At 68.5% G+C, this 15,519-nt stretch carries 13 protein-coding genes, 2 tRNA genes and 1 pseudogene; 8 read left to right on the top strand and 8 right to left on the bottom strand.

What is annotated here, in order from left to right:
- The first annotated feature begins 123 nt into the window (after window positions 1-123).
- Together D0D37_RS11505 and D0D37_RS48775 are read left to right on the top strand one after the other, a co-directional pair.
- Window positions 124-1,224 (top strand): integrase core domain-containing protein, encoded by a 1,101-nt coding sequence (locus D0D37_RS11505; protein WP_116200503.1) that lies wholly within the window; start codon window positions 124-126, stop codon window positions 1,222-1,224.
- A gap of 31 nt (window positions 1,225-1,255) precedes the next feature.
- Window positions 1,256-1,519, top strand: a pseudogene (locus D0D37_RS48775) (tyrosine-type recombinase/integrase); the annotation flags it as partial.
- Between the two features lie 194 nt (window positions 1,520-1,713).
- Here the strand turns inward: D0D37_RS48775 and D0D37_RS11495 are convergent.
- The 3 genes from D0D37_RS11495 to orn all read right to left on the bottom strand — a co-directional run bounded on the left by D0D37_RS11495 (window position 1,714) and on the right by orn (window position 2,816).
- A tRNA-Lys gene (locus tag D0D37_RS11495) sits at window positions 1,714-1,786 on the bottom strand.
- Window positions 1,787-2,059: 273 nt separating this feature from the next.
- Window positions 2,060-2,132 (bottom strand) — tRNA-His (locus D0D37_RS11490).
- Window positions 2,133-2,207: 75 nt separating this feature from the next.
- Complete coding sequence (orn, locus tag D0D37_RS11485) at window positions 2,208-2,816, bottom strand: oligoribonuclease (RefSeq protein ID WP_116200560.1); 609 nt, start codon at window positions 2,814-2,816, stop codon at window positions 2,208-2,210.
- A 118-nt stretch (window positions 2,817-2,934) separates the two neighbouring features.
- On the opposite strand from orn, the gene D0D37_RS11480 reads away from it, so the two are divergent.
- Window positions 2,935-4,473: a helicase HerA-like domain-containing protein gene (locus D0D37_RS11480; protein WP_116200502.1), complete on the top strand. Its 1,539-nt coding sequence runs from the start codon at window positions 2,935-2,937 to the stop codon at window positions 4,471-4,473.
- Window positions 4,474-4,546: 73 nt separating this feature from the next.
- Window positions 4,547-4,933 (top strand): DUF3224 domain-containing protein, encoded by a 387-nt coding sequence (locus tag D0D37_RS11475; protein ID WP_116200501.1) that lies wholly within the window; start codon window positions 4,547-4,549, stop codon window positions 4,931-4,933.
- Between the two features lie 116 nt (window positions 4,934-5,049).
- On the opposite strand, the gene D0D37_RS11470 is transcribed toward D0D37_RS11475, so the two are convergent.
- The 4 genes from D0D37_RS11470 to D0D37_RS11455 all read right to left on the bottom strand — a co-directional run bounded on the left by D0D37_RS11470 (window position 5,050) and on the right by D0D37_RS11455 (window position 8,823).
- Window positions 5,050-6,027, bottom strand: a complete 978-nt coding sequence (locus D0D37_RS11470) for a S1C family serine protease (protein ID WP_162834176.1) — start codon at window positions 6,025-6,027, stop codon at window positions 5,050-5,052.
- A 383-nt stretch (window positions 6,028-6,410) separates the two neighbouring features.
- Window positions 6,411-6,608 (bottom strand): hypothetical protein, encoded by a 198-nt coding sequence (locus D0D37_RS11465; protein WP_162834161.1) that lies wholly within the window; start codon window positions 6,606-6,608, stop codon window positions 6,411-6,413.
- 93 nt (window positions 6,609-6,701) lie between these two features.
- Window positions 6,702-8,024, bottom strand: a complete 1,323-nt coding sequence (locus D0D37_RS11460; protein ID WP_116200499.1) for a M20 family metallopeptidase — start codon at window positions 8,022-8,024, stop codon at window positions 6,702-6,704.
- A 37-nt stretch (window positions 8,025-8,061) separates the two neighbouring features.
- Window positions 8,062-8,823 carry a class I SAM-dependent methyltransferase gene (locus tag D0D37_RS11455; RefSeq protein WP_116200498.1) on the bottom strand — a complete coding sequence of 254 codons (762 nt, stop codon included), beginning with the start codon at window positions 8,821-8,823 and terminating at the stop codon, window positions 8,062-8,064.
- 165 nt (window positions 8,824-8,988) lie between these two features.
- Here D0D37_RS11455 and D0D37_RS11450 point away from each other — a divergent pair, with 165 nt between their 5' ends.
- The 4 genes from D0D37_RS11450 (at window position 8,989) to D0D37_RS11435 (ending at window position 13,862) form a co-directional block, all read left to right on the top strand.
- Window positions 8,989-9,915: a DNA-3-methyladenine glycosylase family protein gene (locus tag D0D37_RS11450; protein WP_116200497.1), complete on the top strand. Its 927-nt coding sequence runs from the start codon at window positions 8,989-8,991 to the stop codon at window positions 9,913-9,915.
- A 208-nt stretch (window positions 9,916-10,123) separates the two neighbouring features.
- Window positions 10,124-10,840 (top strand): M50 family metallopeptidase, encoded by a 717-nt coding sequence (locus D0D37_RS11445; RefSeq protein WP_116200496.1) that lies wholly within the window; start codon window positions 10,124-10,126, stop codon window positions 10,838-10,840.
- Window positions 10,841-11,490: 650 nt separating this feature from the next.
- A complete protein-coding gene (locus tag D0D37_RS11440) occupies window positions 11,491-12,723 on the top strand; it encodes an aldehyde dehydrogenase family protein (protein ID WP_116200495.1) in 1,233 nt (410 codons plus the stop codon).
- 32 nt (window positions 12,724-12,755) lie between these two features.
- Window positions 12,756-13,862 (top strand): dihydrofolate reductase family protein, encoded by a 1,107-nt coding sequence (locus D0D37_RS11435; RefSeq protein WP_162834175.1) that lies wholly within the window; start codon window positions 12,756-12,758, stop codon window positions 13,860-13,862.
- A gap of 77 nt (window positions 13,863-13,939) precedes the next feature.
- Here D0D37_RS11435 and D0D37_RS11430 read toward each other — a convergent pair whose 3' ends face one another.
- Window positions 13,940-15,169: a chitinase gene (locus D0D37_RS11430; RefSeq protein WP_116200493.1), complete on the bottom strand. Its 1,230-nt coding sequence runs from the start codon at window positions 15,167-15,169 to the stop codon at window positions 13,940-13,942.
- Window positions 15,170-15,519 lie beyond the last annotated feature (350 nt).

The following is a 15,519-nucleotide window of genomic DNA, read 5'->3' as shown; positions in this document are numbered from 1 at the left end:
GGACGATGTACGGTTTGCGCGATTCCTTGGATCCTCTGGATGCTGTGCGTGCCGAATAATCCGTCCATGCAGGTCAGGGGCCATCGGCGTGTGACTGATCGCCGTCGGGCATGATCGCGGCTCGTGCTCGTTCGCTTCGCCTATCTCGCCGTCACCCACGCCTTCGCCGCATTGCGACTACTGCCGATGACCAACCGCGAGAAGGACATCGAAATCCTCGCTCTACGCCACCAACTCGCCATCCTGCAACGACAACTTGGCGACCAACGCCCACGGCTACGACCCGAGGACCGGGCGCTGTTGGCGGTGCTGCTCGTGCCGCTGGCCCGTGCGACACTGCGTCGGCTCCGCCTGCTGGTCGGCCCGGACACCGTGCTGCGCTGGCATCGCGACCTAGCCAAACGCCGCCATGCCCGCGCGAGCGCCGACCGCGGGCCTGGGCGTCCGCGTACCGTCGCGTCGATCCGCCGTCTCGTCCTCCGCATGGCAGCCGAGAACGCCTCCTGGGGCTACCGGCGCATCCACGGCGAACTTGCCCTCCTCGGCATCGTGATCGCTCCCTCCAGTGTTTGGGAGATCCTCAAGGCCAATGGCATCGACCCGGCACCGCAACGCGCGACTGTCACCTGGGCAAATTTCCTCCGTGCCCAAGCCGAGGCGATCCTGGCGATGGACTTCATCGAAACCATCACCCTCACCGGAGCCCGGCAGTACATCCTCGTCGCCATTCACCACACTGGCAGGCGCGTCCGCATTCTCGGCACCACCGCGCACCCCACGCATGCCTGGGTGACGCAGGCCGTCCGCAACCTGCTCATGGATCTCGAGGACGCCGGAAGCCTCGCACGGTTCAGGTTCCTCATCCGCGACCGCGATGCCAAGTATCCCGCCTTGATCGACGAGATCCTGGGTAGCGCCGGGATCACCACGGTGCTGACCGGTGTCCGGATGCCCCGGATGAACGCAATCACCGAACGGTGGGTGAAGACACTGCGCGCCGAGCTGCTGGACCGCACGCTGATCTGGAACGAGACCCACCTCCGGCGCGTGCTTAACGAGTACGAGCAGCATTACAACCGGCACCGAACCCACCGATCACTGGCTGCTGCGGCACCGCTGCGAACCCGGCCTCAGCCCCTTCAGCTCGACCGCATCGAACACCTCGCCGTACGCCGAGAAGACCGACTCGGCGGACTCATCCACGAGTACCAACACGCGGCTTGACCTGCTTGGACGTAATTTTCGGCACTCGCAGGTGCAGGACGCGGACCGGGCGCGTCTCGGGTCGCAGTGGAAGGAACACGACCTGGCCTTCACCCAGTGGGACGGGAGCCCGTTGCACCCGGCGCATGTCACCGACGTGTTCTATGAGCTGATCCGCCAGGCCGGGCTTCCGCCGATCCGTCTGCACGATCTGCGCCACGGCGCGGCGACGCTGGCTCTCGCGGCGGGGGTGGAGATGAAGGTCGTGCAGCGGATGCTGCGGCACTCCTCGATCACCGTCACCGCCAACACCTACACCACCGTCCTGCCACAAGTAGCGTTCGCGGCGGCGGAGGCGACGGCGGCGATCATCCCTCGGCAGTCGGCGCGAAGTCTCGGGCTCGCCTCGGGCTCGCCAACGACCACAGTGGACAGTCCGGAAACGGAAGAAACCCTTCCAGAAAACCGAAATCCCCAGGCCGAAAACTTCTCGAGCCTGGGGATTGAGGGTGCGCCATCAGGGACTCGAACCCCGAACCCGCTGGTTAAGAGCCAGCTGCTCTGCCAATTGAGCTAATGGCGCTTGGTGCTTCCCGTCGCTGTGGTTTCCCTCGGCGACGTGGAAAAGATTAGCAGGGCGTTCAGGCCCCGTTCCAGGGGGGTCCCCTTTTCGGTCCGCCGGAGCAACAGCCCTGGTCAGCGGCAGTAACCCACCGTGAACCCGACAAGCGGCGACCCGTGCGGCGGAGGTTAGGCAGCAGAGAAGCCGCAGTGACCTGCGCGACACCGCTGTCGGCAAGTGTACTCCGGAAATGACAAAACCCCGGCTTCTCCGAAGAAGAAGCCGGGGTGCAAGGGTGGCTAACGGGGCTCGAACCCGCGACCTCCTGGACCACAACCAGGTGCTCTACCAGCTGAGCTATAGCCACCATCTGGCAAAAAGATCTCGCGATCGCCTTGCTGGAAGCAATCCTAGCGGGTGCCCGCGAGCGCTTTTCAGGGGGTCACCCTCGGTGGCGTTCCAGCACTTCGGCGGCGGCGGCCTTGGCCTCGTCGCTCGTCGGGCCGGGCTGGGGGACGAAGGCGATCGCGCGGTAGTACTCGAGTTCGCCGACGGACTCCTTGATGTCCGCGAGCGCGCGGTGCGCCAGGCCTTTCTCCGGCTTGGCGTAGTAGATCCGCGGGTACCAGCGGCGCACGAGCTCCTTGACCGACGACACGTCGACCATCCGGTAGTGCAGGTGGCTGTCGAGCGCAGGCATGTCGCGGGCGATGAAGCCGCGGTCGGTGGCGATCGAGTTGCCGGCGAGCGGTGCGCTGGCCGGGTCCGGGACCCATTCGCGGATGTACTCCAGCACGCGCTGCTCGGCTTCGGCCAGCGTGGTCGTCGAGGCGCGGACTTCTTCGGTGAGGCCGGACTTGGCGTGCATGTCGTGGACGACCTGCGGCATGCCGTCGAGCGTGGCGTCGTCGGCGTGGATGACGATGTCGACGCCCTCGCCCAGCACGTTCAGGTCGGCGTCGGTCACCAGAGCGGCTATTTCGATCAACGCGTCCTTGCCGAGGTCCAGCCCCGTCATCTCGCAGTCGATCCAGACAAGATGGTCGTTCACCCGCACCACCCTAACCCGACACGGGGATATCAGCGGCGTCACCTGGGCTTCCGGCGCGTTACGCTCGGTCAGCCAGTGCAGCGAAGGGTGATTTCGGACTCGGAACGGGGTGCGGCCAGTGGCCGAGCAAGCGTCGGGACCAGCGGCGGAGATCGCGCGGGGATATGCGAGCGACGGGGCGGCGGTCGAGCTGGGCGCGGTGGTGATCGACGGGAAGACGGAAGCGTCGGCCGCGGTCCGGCTGCCGTTGGCGACGTTGAACCGGCACGGCCTGGTCGCGGGCGCGACCGGCACCGGCAAGACCAAGACCCTCCAGCTGATCTCCGAACAGCTGTCCGCGGCCGGGGTTCCGGTGGTGCTGGCGGACGTCAAAGGCGACCTCTCCGGGCTGTCCGCGCCCGGCGAGTCGAGTGATCGCACCGCGAAACGGTCCGCGGAACTGGGCGACGACTGGGCTCCCGCGGCCGGTCCGGTGCAGTTCTTGTCGCTCGGCACCAGCGGAACCGGGATCCCGGTGCGCGCGACGATCACCAGCTTCGGGCCGGTGCTGCTGTCGAAGGTGCTGGGGCTGAACGAGACGCAGGAGTCGACGCTCGGCCTGATTTTCCACTGGGCTGACCAGCGCGGTCTCGCCTTGCTGGACACCAAGGACCTGCGGTCGGTCATCACGCATCTGACGAGCGACGAAGGCAAGGAAGACCTCAAGGGCATCGGCGGGGTGTCCGCGGCGACGGCGGGCGTGATCCTGCGCGCACTGTCCAATCTGGAGGCTCAGGGCGGCGAGGAGTTCTTCGGCGAGCCCGAGCTGGACGTCCACGATCTGATGCGCCAGGAGGACGGCAAGGGCGTCATCACCCTGCTGGAGCTGGACAACCTGCAGTCCAAACCGGCGTTGTTCTCGACGTTCCTGATGTGGCTGCTGGCCGAACTGTTCGAGGAGCTGCCCGAGGAGGGCGACCTCGACCAGCCGAAGCTGGTGTTCTTTTTCGACGAGGCGCATCTCCTGTTCTCCGACGCGTCGAAGGCGTTCCTGGAGCGGATCGAGCAGACGGTGAAGCTCATCCGGTCGAAGGGCGTCGGCGTGTTCTTCTGCACGCAGCTGCCGACGGACATCCCGAACAACGTGCTGTCCCAGCTCGGTGCCCGGGTACAGCACGCGTTGCGCGCGTTCACGCCGGACGACCAGAAGGCGTTGGCGCGCACGGTGAAGACGTATCCGAAGTCACCGCACTACGACCTCGAGACGGCGTTGACGTCGCTGGGGATCGGCGAGGCGATCGTCACCGTGCTGTCCGAACGCGGGGCGCCGACGCCGGTCGCGTGGACGCGGGTGCGTGCGCCGCGGTCGAAGATGGGGTCGACCGGGGCGGACGCGATCCGTGCGGCGGTCGCGTCGTCGGAGCTGAACGCGAAGTACGGGGAGACGATCGACCGGGAGTCGGCGTACGAGAAGTTGACGGCGAAGGCCACGCCTGCCGAGCCCTCCACGCCCGCTGCCGAAGCTGAGGTGCCAGCCGCTCCGAAGCCTGAGAAGGAGGAGCCGGGGATGATCTCGCAGGTGCTGAGCAACCCGGCGGTGAAGTCGTTCATGCGCTCGGCGGCGAGTTCGCTCGGGCGGGAGTTCTCGCGCGGGCTGTTCGGCAACCGGCGGCGTTGAGATACCTGACAGGAGATGGCAGGTATCGGCGGTTGACTGTCCGGGACCGAGTTTCCGGCAGAGGAGCAGCAGCATGACCAGTACCGCCGTCGCCGCGTTCGAGCTGGACAAATGGGAGCCGCAGGCGCAGGACGAAGCCGGTGGCACGGCGTTCGCGCAGGTGCTGATCGAGAAGACGTTCACCGGAGCGGTCGAGGGGACCAGCCGGGTCGAGATGCTGACGGCGTCGAACGAGACCTCGCGTGCGTACGTCGCTTTCGAACGTTTTACCGGTTCTGTCGACGGGCGGAAGGGGAGCTTCGTCCTCCGGCACACGGCGGGGGACGAGGGGTTGTCGCTGGTCCTGCTCCCCGGCTCGGGAACGGACGAGCTGGCGGGCATCTCCGGAACGGCCGAGATTGACGTGGACGAGGCGGGCAAACACGCGTTCACGCTGGTCTACGAGCTGCCGGGGGCGTGAAGAAGCCGCTCTCTCCAGGCCCCGAATTCCCGGAGAGAGCGGCCAGGTTTCCTCACCGTCCCGAGTGAGGAGCGAAGGCGGGCCGCCCCGACCGCGGTCCGCCTCCGGAGTTCCGGTCAGCCGTTGCCGATCTGGTCGACGATCTTCTTGGCGTCGTTGATCGGGATGGCGAACCCGATCCCGACGCTGCCCGCCGAGGAGTTCGGGCTGTAGAGCGCGGAGTTGATGCCGATCACCCGGCCCTGGCTGTCGACGAGCGCGCCGCCCGAGTTGCCCTGGTTGATCGAGGCGTCGGTCTGGATCGCGGTGTAGCTGGGGCCGGACGTGGCGTTCGAGGTCTGCCTGCCGAAGGGCGAGTTCTGCTGATCGCCGCCGTCGCCGCCTCCGACGTCGGAAAGCGGCCGGTTGAGCGCGCTGACGATGCCGGTGGTGACGGTGTTCTGCAGCCCGCCCGGCGACCCGATCGCGATGACCTGCTGCCCGACGGCGAGCTTGCTCGAATCGCCGAGCGTCGCGGCGGTGAGTCCGCTCGCGCCCTGCGCCTGCAGCACCGCGATGTCGCTCTTGGTGTCCGAGCCGACGACCTTGGCCTGGTACTTCTTGCCGTCCGAGGTGGCGACCGTGACGGTTTGTGCACCCTGGACGACGTGCGCGTTGGTGAGGATCCGTCCGTCAGCGGTAAGGATGACGCCCGATCCGATCGCCGTGCCTCGCCCGGTCGTGACGTTCACCTGAACGACACTGGGCACCACCTTCGCGGCGACCGTGCTGACGTCTCCGGATGCGGTGGTGTTGCTGATGGTCTGCCCGGTCGTGGCGGACGACGCGGTGGTCGAGGACGCGCTGGAACCGCCGGTCAGCCCGACGATCGCCGCGCCGGCACCCCCGCCGAGAAGGGCCGCGGCGAGCGCGGTGGCTCCGACGAGGGCGGTCAGGCGGCCAGGCCGCTTCCGCGGGCCGGCCAGCGCCGCTGGTGGTTGCGCGGGCTGCGGCATCGGTCCGTAGTGCGGGGTGCCGGGTTGGTGCTGCTGGGTACCGGGTTGGTGGTGCTGCTGGGTGCCAGGCTGGTGGTGTGCGGCGTTCGGGTTCGGCACGGGCGCGGTGTTCGGCCTCGGCTGCGGAGCGGTGCCTGGCTGGACTGGCCGGGCAACGCTCGGTCCGGACGCGCTAGGTGGCTGCGCGTTGCTCAGCCTCGCCTGGTGAGCGCTCGCGGCGATCGGCGGCACGCCATACGCTCCGGCTTGCCCGGCCGGACCGCCTTCGACACCACGCGGGTGGCCCTGGTTGGCGACGAAAGGACTCGACCCGGCCCGGTACTGGCCATACTGCTCACTGCTCTGGTGCGGCTGGTGCCCACCGGGGATAGCGGGGCCGGGCCGGCTCTCGTTCTCGGTCATGACACAAGCCTCGCGCCCGCGCTTATGAGCAGCCTGTGGAAAACCCTCAGGCTTTCCTGAGAAGAATCAGCTGAGAATTCTCAGCCGTTCTCAGGAAGTGCATCCTCGTCCGTGCCGTGCCGTGCCGTGCCGTGCCGTGCCGTGCCGTGCCGTGCCGTGCCGTGCCGTGCCGTGCCGTGCCGTGCCGTGCCGTGCCGTGCCGTGCCGTGCCGTGCCGTGCCGTGCCGTGCCGTGCCGTCAGGACACGAGCCCACCGTGCTCGCCACCGCAATCGTCACGACCGTCGGCCTAAGCCAACTCGTCAAACCGGTCGACGCACCTCCTCTCCACCTTCGCGACCCACCGTCATCCATGCCTATCCCAACACTGGGTCAGTCGAAGAAACTAGGCACGTCCAGCGCCCCTCCCGATGCCTCGAACTCGTCGTGCACGGCTTTGCGCAGGCCAGCGTCGGCGAGATAGTCGGCGGCGGTCAGAGCCAGGCCCAGCGCACCGTCGACGACCGCTTGATCACCCGTCGGCGACCCGGCAGCCTCGGCGAATTCCTTGGTGTGCAAGGCGACCGTCGGTCCGGACACCGCGATCATCGGATGCAGGGCGGGCATCCGGAATGACAAGTTCCCGAGATCCGTGCTCCCGGTCAGGAACTCCGGCACGATGCCCGGCGGCAGCGGTTTCCGCCCGGTGCCCTGTTGATTGACCGACCACCGGCCGGCCAGCGTCGTGTTGAACCGGATCGGCAGGTACGCCGGCTGCTCGTCCCAGTGCAATTCCACCCCGCAGCCAGTCATTTCTGCTGCGCCGTGGGCGGTCGCGGTCATCCGGTTGGCCAGATCGCGCAGCGTCTCCGGATTCGCCGACCGGAGATAGAACAGAAGAGCTGCCCGGGCGGGGATCACATTCGGCCGTGCGCCGCCATCGGTGAAGATGCCGTGCACGCGGTCGCTCGACGGCAACTGTTGCCGCAGCGCGGACACCCCTTGATAGGCCGCCACCGCCGCGTCGAGCGCATTGCGCCCCATGAACGGCTGCGCCGAAGCATGCGCGCCGACGCCGTGGAACACCATCTCCAGCTGTCGCCTGCCGAGGAACGGGTGCAGGGCGATGTCGTGGCTGAACGGATGCAGCATGATCACCGCGTCGACATCGTCGAAGATCCCAGCACGCGCAAGCGTTTCCTTGCCGCCACCGCCTTCCTCCGCGGGAGTGCCCACCAGCGACACGCGTCCGCCGAGTCGTTCGGCCACTGCTGCCGCACCGAGGAAACCGCCGGCTCCGGCAGTGCAAATGACGTTGTGTCCACATCCATGGCCCAATCCGGGCAGCGCGTCGTACTCGGACAAGACTGCGATGTGCGGCCCGTCATTGTCTGGAGTTCCGGTGCGCAACGCGGTATCCAGCCCGCCGAGCCCGACGGTGACTTCGTGTCCGTGAGCACGCAGCAAGTCGGCGAGCGCGCCGACTGACCGGTGCTCGGCGAACCCTTCTTCCGGATGCGCGTGCAAGTCCTGGCTGAGCGCGACAAGTTCGCCGGCTCGGGAGCGCACTTCTTCTTCAACCGCAGCACGGGTTTCCGCGTCAGCTCCGGCGTGATCGGAGGCGAGCGGTTCGGCGGCGGCCACGGCATCGGCGGTGGCTTCGACGAGGGAACGGAGGTGGCTGTCGTCGGGCGGGACAGGTGCGGCGTGGGTCATGCGGGGAATGCTAGCGCCGAACCCCGACAGAAATGGATCACTGCACGTCAGACAGTCGACCGGAGACGAGTTGGGCGACCCCGAAGTACTGCTCGCGCACCTCGTCGAAACCACGCGCGCGCAAGCCGGCGGCGATCTCTCCGCGGTCGAACATGCGTTGTCCGCTGACGATTCCTCCTGCGGTGTCAGCGATCCGGGCTGCCTGGCAGTCGCGGCGAGCGCTCGTGAGCAGGACGATCCGGCCGCCGGGACGCAGGATCCGGGTGAACGAATCAAGCGCGCGTTCCGGCTCGGCGAACATGTGCAGGGCGGCGAAACAGCAGATGGCGTCCACAGTGGACGAAAGCAATGGCGGCTTTACCGCGTCGGCGCGAAGGTAAGTCACGGCAGGCGAATCAGTTTCTTCGACCGCTCGCGTCAGCATGCTGCGTGCGCCGTCCAAGCCGATCGCGAGCCCGCCCGGTCCCACTGCGTCCCCGAACGCGCGCGTGAACCGGCCAGTTCCACACGCGACGTCGAGCGCGACTTGGCCAGGCTCCAGCGCGAGCCGCGCGGAGGCCAGCGCGACTTCGTCGGTCATGCTCGGACCGCTGGGGCCTTTGAGGACCCGGCCGAGCACTGGCCGCCAGTAACGTTCGTAGACCTGCGGCAGCAGCGTGGTGCGCATGAGCCGCTGAGTGAGGCCGGTGGGCGGTCCGGCTTGGGCAGCGTCGCCGAGCGTGTCGAGGAAGCCGTCGACCGTCGTGGCGGGCTCGCTGAGCAGATCGGTGAGCCGTTGCTGGGTGCTGGGGTGGGGCACGGGGGTCCTCTCGGTGGGATACCGGCAGTATGCGGCATCAACCGCTCACTCGTTCGAGTGAAGATCTGTCCGACCAAGCGTTCGAGTGTCCGCATTGTCGGTGCCTGTTCCTAACGTCGTCCGCACGGTCTCCGACTCGCGGAGACCAGCGAGGAGGACTGACTGATGACCGCACCGATCCTGCGTCCGATCGACCTTCCGACCGGCGAGATCGCCGTGCACGGGGCCTTCGACCTGAGTGCCGCGTCGCAGTGGCTCGCCGGTGCGGGCCCGGCGGGATCCTTCGCCGCCGAACCGGGCGTGCTGCGGTTGGCGTTCCCGGTGGACGGGACCTGGACTCATGCCGGAGCCGCGATCCGGCAGAGATCCCCGGGCACGGTCGAAGTCGGCGTGGCGGCGCCGGTGGAGATCGCCGCGCGAGTGGTCGCGCAGGTGAGCCGGATGCTCTCGCTCGATGTCGACGAATCCGGTTTCGCTGAGGTCGCGAGCCGCGACTCGGTGGTCCGGCGGCTTCAGGCTCGCCACAGCGGAGCGCGCCCGGTGCTGCATTCGTCGCCGTACGAAGCGGCCTGCTGGGCCGTGCTCACGCAAGGAATGCGGGTACGGCAGGCGATGCGATTTCGGGAACAGCTCGCGGCGCGGCACGGCCGTCAAGTGGGTGACGATGGGCCGTTTTCTTTTCCCGCACCGCAGATTCTGGCCGAGTTGGGTGACGAACCGTCGGTGGGACCGTTCCGGCTCGCGCGGCTCCGAGCTGTCGCGCGGGCGGCCGCCGATGGCCGCCTGGACACCGAAGAGCTTCTGGCGATGCCGATCTCCGACGCGATGACGCGGCTGTGCGCGATTCCGGGCATCGGAGCGTTCTCCGCCGAGCAGATTCTGCTGCACGGCGCGGGCCATCCCGATCTCTTCCCTCGGCTGGACACCCAGCTTCACCAAATCCTGTGCGCGGAGTACGCGTTGCCTCCCGACACGCCGGCGGACGAGCTTGAACCGCTGGCTGAGGATTGGCGTCCGTATCGGTCCTGGGTCGCGCATCTTTTCCGCCTCGACCGGCTGCGGACGACGGCATCCGGGGAGGTGGCGGACTGAGCGGTGGCTGAAGTCGCGGATCGACGGGAAGGAGACGTTATGAAGTGAGGCCGCGCCCCATACCGAATCGCGGTCGACGGTTGTCGCCTGGGCACTCACAGCGGCCAAATAGGGCCTGTGGTGAGGTGTCCGCGTGATTACGCCTGCACTCGCCGTCTCGACTGTGCTCAGTGCTCGTCCGGGCACCGGAGAAATCTCTGGTGCGGTCATGGCCGCGGGCACGGGGACAATCGGTGCGGCGCTGGAACAGGCGAACACGCCGAGCGTCATCACGTTGGTCACCGGCGGTATCGCGTTGCTGGTGGTGCTCGTCGGCGGAACGCCGTGGCGGTTCGCGCGCAACGTCATCACGATCGTGCACGAGGCTGGCCACGCGTTGGCTGCCGTGACGGTCGGCAGGCGGCTGCGGTCGATCCGGCTGCACTCGGACACCTCCGGGGTCACTGTGTCGCGCGGCAAGCCCGAGGGACCGGGAATGGCGTTCACGGCCTTGGCCGGGTACGTCGCACCGTCGGTCTTGGGACTGCTGTTCGCGAGCCTGGCCGGGGCTGACCTGATCACCGCGGTTCTCGTGCTGGTCGCGTTGCTGCTGCTGGGTGTGCTGATCATGGTGCGCAATGCCTACGGCGTGTTCACGGTGGTGGCGAGTGCGGTCGTGCTCGGGCTCGTGGCTCTGGTCGCGCCGAAGGTGGTGCAGGCGCCGTTCGTGTATCTGCTGACCTGGTTCCTGTTGTTCGGCGGCGTCCGGCCGGTGGTGGAGCTTCAGCTCAAGCGGCGACGTGGCCAGGCGCGGGACTCCGACGCCGATCAGCTCAGCCGGTTGACCGCCGTGCCCGCGGTGTTGTGGGTGCTGGTGTTCGGCGTGCTCACGGTGAGCTGCGTTATCGCGGGCGGCTTGTGGTTGCTGCAGCCGTTGGCGTTGTGATGCGGCCGTTGGGGTTCTGGCGTACGGCGGGCTGACGCGGGCTGGTGGCTTGGTCGCGTGGTGTGACTGCGCGGGGCCGTTGGGCTGTGGCGTGGGCGGTGTTTCGGCGCGAGGCTTGTGGACGTTGCGCTGCTGCGGAGCGGGGCACTGCTTGGGGGCGGGGCGCTGCTTAGCCAACGGTTGCTGCTGGGCGGACGGTTGCTGGGCCGCGCGGGGATGACCTCATGCGTGATGAGCTGCCGTGCCGTGCCGTGCCGTGCCATGCCATGCCATGCCATGCCGTGGCTGGGCGCTGGGCTGGGCTGGGCGAGGTGGACGCCTTGGGGCGTCGAGGTGCGCGAGAGCGGGCGTCTGCGGGCCGTGCGGGCTGACGCGTGATGCTGGCTCACGCTCGATCGTGAGCGGGCGACGCTGTGGACGTCGAAGCACTGTGGAGCGTGCCGTGGCTCGGCCGCGTCGGGTTGGTGTCCCGGCTGTGGGCTGAGGAGGCGTGGGCCAGGACACAGCGGCCGGTGAGCGGCGGCGTTGTCGACCACGTTGTCCACCAGGAAACTGATGCCGCGAGTGTCCCGAGGGCTGAGCCCGTCGTCTCCCCATGTGGGCGGTACGGCAGACTGGACGTCTGCTGAGCCGCCGGAGGGAGACAGGCGATGGACGAGGTCGCGAAGGCCGTCGAGGAGTGTGCGCGGGCGGCGAAGGCGGCTGCGCCGTCGTTGGCCGCCGCCGGGGACGACGCGGTGGACGCGGCGCTCGTCGGGATGGCGGAGCGGCTCGTCGAGCACCGGGACGAGGTGCTTGAGGCCAACCGGGCCGACGTCGCCAAGGCTACGGCCGACGGGATGAGCGCCGGTCTGCTCGATCGGCTCACCATCACGCCCGAGCGGCTCGACGGGATGGCTTCGCAGCTGCGGCTGCTGGCCAGCGCGCCGCACCAGGAGCGGTCCGTCGAGGTGTCCACGTTGGACGGTGGGCTGCGGCTGGTCGAGCGGCGGCGTCCGGTGGGCGTCATCGGCGCGAACTACGAGGCTCGGCCGAACGTGACCGTCGATGTGGCGTCGCAGTTGGTGAAGTCGCGTAACGGCGGCGTGCTGCGGACCGGATCGGCCGCGTTGGGTTCGGCGCAGCGGTTGCGGGACGTCGTGATCGCGCCCGCGCTCGAGGCTGCCGGGATCAACCCGGACGTCGTGCAGTTGGTGCCGCGCGTTGAGCGGGAAGCGGCGTCGGCGCTGGTTCGGCTGCCGGGGCTCGTGCCGCTCGTCATCCTGCGCGGCAGCGGCGACAGCACGCGCGAGCTGGCGACCGAGGCCGCGGTGCACGGGGTGCGCACGTTGGCGCACGCCGACGGTGGCGGGGTGCTGTACGTCGACGCCGCGGCGGACGCGGGCAAGGTCCGCGACCTCGTGTTCTCGAGTCTTGACCGGCTTGGCGTCTGCAACCGGCTGAACCTGCTGCTGATCCACGAGGACGTGCACGACACGGTGTGGCCGCAGATCGAGTCGGCGCTGGCCGAGCGGGGCGTCACGCCTTCGCTCGCGCCGCACGAGCATCCGATCGGCTACGAGTGGGCGTTGGACTCCGAGCGGGAGGCGACCGTCACCGTGGAGAAGGTCGGCGGGCTCGTCGACGCGGTCGAGATCGCGAACGAGCGCACGTCCGGGCTCGCCGCGGGGATCGCGACCGAGAACCCGGCGGCCGCGGAGCAGTTCTTCGACGGCTACACCGGCACCGGCGTGTTCTGGAACGCGCCGACCCGGCTGCTGGACGGCTTCAAGCTGCTCGCGGTGCCCGAAACCGGCATCAACCTCGACCGGGTGCCGGGTCCGCGCGGACCGGTGACCTACACCGACCTGTACGTCCGCCAGTACGCCGTGGTGCCCGCCTGACCTGGCCGGAGCACGATGAGCGGATGGGCACGATGACCGGGCGGCCGCACGTCCTGCTGTCCGCGGCGCAATCGCTGGACGGCTATCTCGACGACGCCGGCAGCACCCGTCTGCTCCTGTCCAACGAGGACGACTTCGCGGAGGTCGACCGGCTCCGTGCCGAGGCCGACGCGGTCCTCGTCGGCGCGGGCACGGTCCGGGCCGACAATCCGCGGCTCCTCGTGCGCTCGGCGGAACTGCGCCGCGAGCGGATCGCGTCGGGGCGGCCGGAACAACCGGTCAAAGTGACGGTGACGAGCAGCGGCAAACTGGATCCCGCGTCGCGGTTCTTCACCGTCGGCGACACCGAGAAGCTCGTCTACGCGCCGCGAGGCAGCGCGGACAGCCTCAGCGCGGTCGCGACTGTGGTGGATGTCGGCAGTCCTCCACAGCTCGAGCGCGTCTTGGACGACCTTGGCGCGCGCGGGATCCGGACTTTGCTTGTCGAGGGCGGCGGGGCGGTGCACACGCAGTTCCTCGACGCCGGCCTCGCCGACGAACTCCGGCTCGCGGTCGCGCCGATCATGGTCGGCGACCCGCGAGCGCCGCGGTTTCTCGGGCCGGGTACGTTCCCCCGGCCGTTGGAACTCACGGAAGTGCGGCGGCTTGGGGACGTCGCGGTGCTGCGATATCGCGCCGCGACTGAACCGTCCTCGCTCGATGTGCTGCGGTTGCGCCAAGCCATCGAGCTTGCCGACGAATGCCCGCCGAGTTCGACGTTCCGGGTCGGCGCGGTCGTCGGGCTGCCCGACGGGACTGTGCTCGCCACCGGGCATTCTGGCGAGGGTGATCCGCACAACCACGCGGAGGAAGCCGCGCTGGCGAAGCTCGATCCGCACGACCCGCGGCTCGCCGACGCGACCATGTACAGCTCGCTCGAACCGTGCAGCGATCGCGCGTCCCACCCCAAAAGCTGCACGCAGCTGATCCTCGAAACGGCCATTCCGCGGGTGGTGATGGCCTGGCGGGAACCGTCGTTGTTCGTCGAGGCCGAAGGGGTCGAGCGGCTGGTCGCGGCCGGGCGGCGGGTGATCGAGGTCCCCGCGCTGGCTTCGGAGGTCCGCCGGGCGAATACGCACCTGCCTGGCGTCCGGCCCTGATTCGTCAACGCGACTGACGGATCGGGCGCTGCGGCGCGGAATCCGCGACACAGCGCCCGACCGGGAAAACCAGCCGGTCAGCAGCCTCCGTTGTCGGTCCAGACGCCCCACTGGCCGGTTGTGCCGGGTTCCTCGCCCTGGGTCCACCATTTGGCGGTCCATTTGTGGCTGTTGTGCGAAACCGCGGTGCCGCCGGTGTAGACCTGCGTTTTCTGCCATTCCGGAGCCGAGCAGGTGCCTGGGGGATTGCTCGTCGGGCTGGTCGGACTCGTCGGGCTCGTCGGCGGGGTGGTCTGCGGCGGGGTCGCGCCGGCGAACCGGGTGGTGAACTTCGTGAAGTCCCAGTCGTTTTGCTGGACATTCGAGCACACGCTGTTGTCGGTCGTCGTCGTGCACTGCCGGTCGCGGTTCACGGCCCAGAAAGTGAACCGGCCGAGGTGGTGGCTCGTCGCGTAGTCGTACACGGTCTGGAAATCGGAAACGTTGAAGATTTCCGCCGAATCGGATTTCCCGTTCATTCCCGAGAAACCCTCGTGCGAATACGCGGTGTCGCTGTCCCAGCCGAGATGGCTTTGGAGCAGGCCGTGGAACGCCTCGAGCGCCGACACCTGCGACGCGCCGCCGCCGGTGAAGCCGCCGTCGAACGGCATGATCGAGAAGTCGTTGGGAGAGAAGCCGATCGACTTCGCCTGGTCCAGCAACTGGGTGCCGAACCAGCCGGTGCCCGCCGCGGTGCCCGGCATGGTCACCGAGACGAACAGGCCGGGGTTGTCCGCCTGCAGTTTCTTCGCGGCGCCGAGTTCGTTCGCGATGGCCGCGGTGTCCTCGTACTCGGGTTCTTCGAGGTCGAAGTCGATGGCCTTCAGGTTGTATTTCGCCACGACCTGCTGGTAGGCGGCAGCGGTCGCGTCGACGGTGCCGCAGGTCTGGCCCAGCTTCGTCCCGCCGTAGCCGCCGACCGAAACCGACACGTCGCCGCCGTTGCCGCGGATGCGGTTGATCGCGTCGCCGACGGTCGTGTCCGAGGAAACCGGCGTGGTGCCGTCCCAGGTGGGACTGCATCCGCCGCTCTTGGGCGCGAGGATGAAGGCCAGCTGGAACGCCTTCTGCCCGGTCGCGTTCATGACGGTCACCGGGTCGGGCGGGTTGTTGCTCTGCGGCATGAGGTACGGCGCGGCCGCGTACCAGTTGTTGTCGAGGCCGGTCGACGATCCGGTCTGCGCGTGGGCGGTCGCGGCCACGACGGCAGCTGCCCCGGCCACGGTGGCGGCGGCGACGAGTGTGGCGGCCAGTCTGCTTCGCTGCATCTGTCCTCCGGCGAACATGCGGAAAATTGATGCGGTAAGCATTGGACTAGACCATTATGAAGTCAAGGTGCGGTCGGCTGCTCTTGTCCGGCGGGCGGCCGGTTCGGGGGGTATGCCGGAATTCGGATTCACGAGTTCACCCTTGCGGCGCAACGGTTCCGCGCAAAGGGATGCGGACCGCGGGGGCAAGTGGTCCGCTGGGGGAGAGGGGAAGACGGTGACGGTGCGATTGGGCTCGACGGGTGCCCGCGTAGGGCGCGGGGCCAGCACTGCGGTGCTTGGTGGGCGGAGGAAGTACGGGCGGCTCGGTGCGTGGTGGCGGGCGCAGTGGTGGTGGCGTGGTTGGGCGG

Source organism: Amycolatopsis circi, from assembly GCF_003385235.1.
In the GTDB taxonomy this organism is placed as follows: domain Bacteria; phylum Actinomycetota; class Actinomycetes; order Mycobacteriales; family Pseudonocardiaceae; genus Amycolatopsis; species Amycolatopsis circi.
The sequence above is the reverse complement of the archived record's forward strand: the minus strand, read 5'-3'. Positions and strand labels throughout refer to the sequence as shown.

Bases quoted from the DNA above. Each gene is read 5' to 3' on its own strand.
- D0D37_RS11450 (WP_116200497.1), top strand. From the start codon at position 8,989: ATGACCGCACCGATCCTGCGTCCGATCGACCTTCCGACCGGCGAGATC.
- D0D37_RS11435 (WP_162834175.1), top strand. From the start codon at position 12,756: ATGACCGGGCGGCCGCACGTCCTGCTGTCCGCGGCGCAATCGCTGGAC.
- D0D37_RS11445 (WP_116200496.1), top strand. From the start codon at position 10,124: ATGGCCGCGGGCACGGGGACAATCGGTGCGGCGCTGGAACAGGCGAAC.
- D0D37_RS11440 (WP_116200495.1), top strand. From the start codon at position 11,491: ATGGACGAGGTCGCGAAGGCCGTCGAGGAGTGTGCGCGGGCGGCGAAG.
- D0D37_RS11475 (WP_116200501.1), top strand. From the start codon at position 4,547: ATGACCAGTACCGCCGTCGCCGCGTTCGAGCTGGACAAATGGGAGCCG.
- D0D37_RS11460 (WP_116200499.1), bottom strand. From the start codon at position 8,024: ATGACCCACGCCGCACCTGTCCCGCCCGACGACAGCCACCTCCGTTCC.
- D0D37_RS11430 (WP_116200493.1), bottom strand. From the start codon at position 15,169: ATGCAGCGAAGCAGACTGGCCGCCACACTCGTCGCCGCCGCCACCGTG.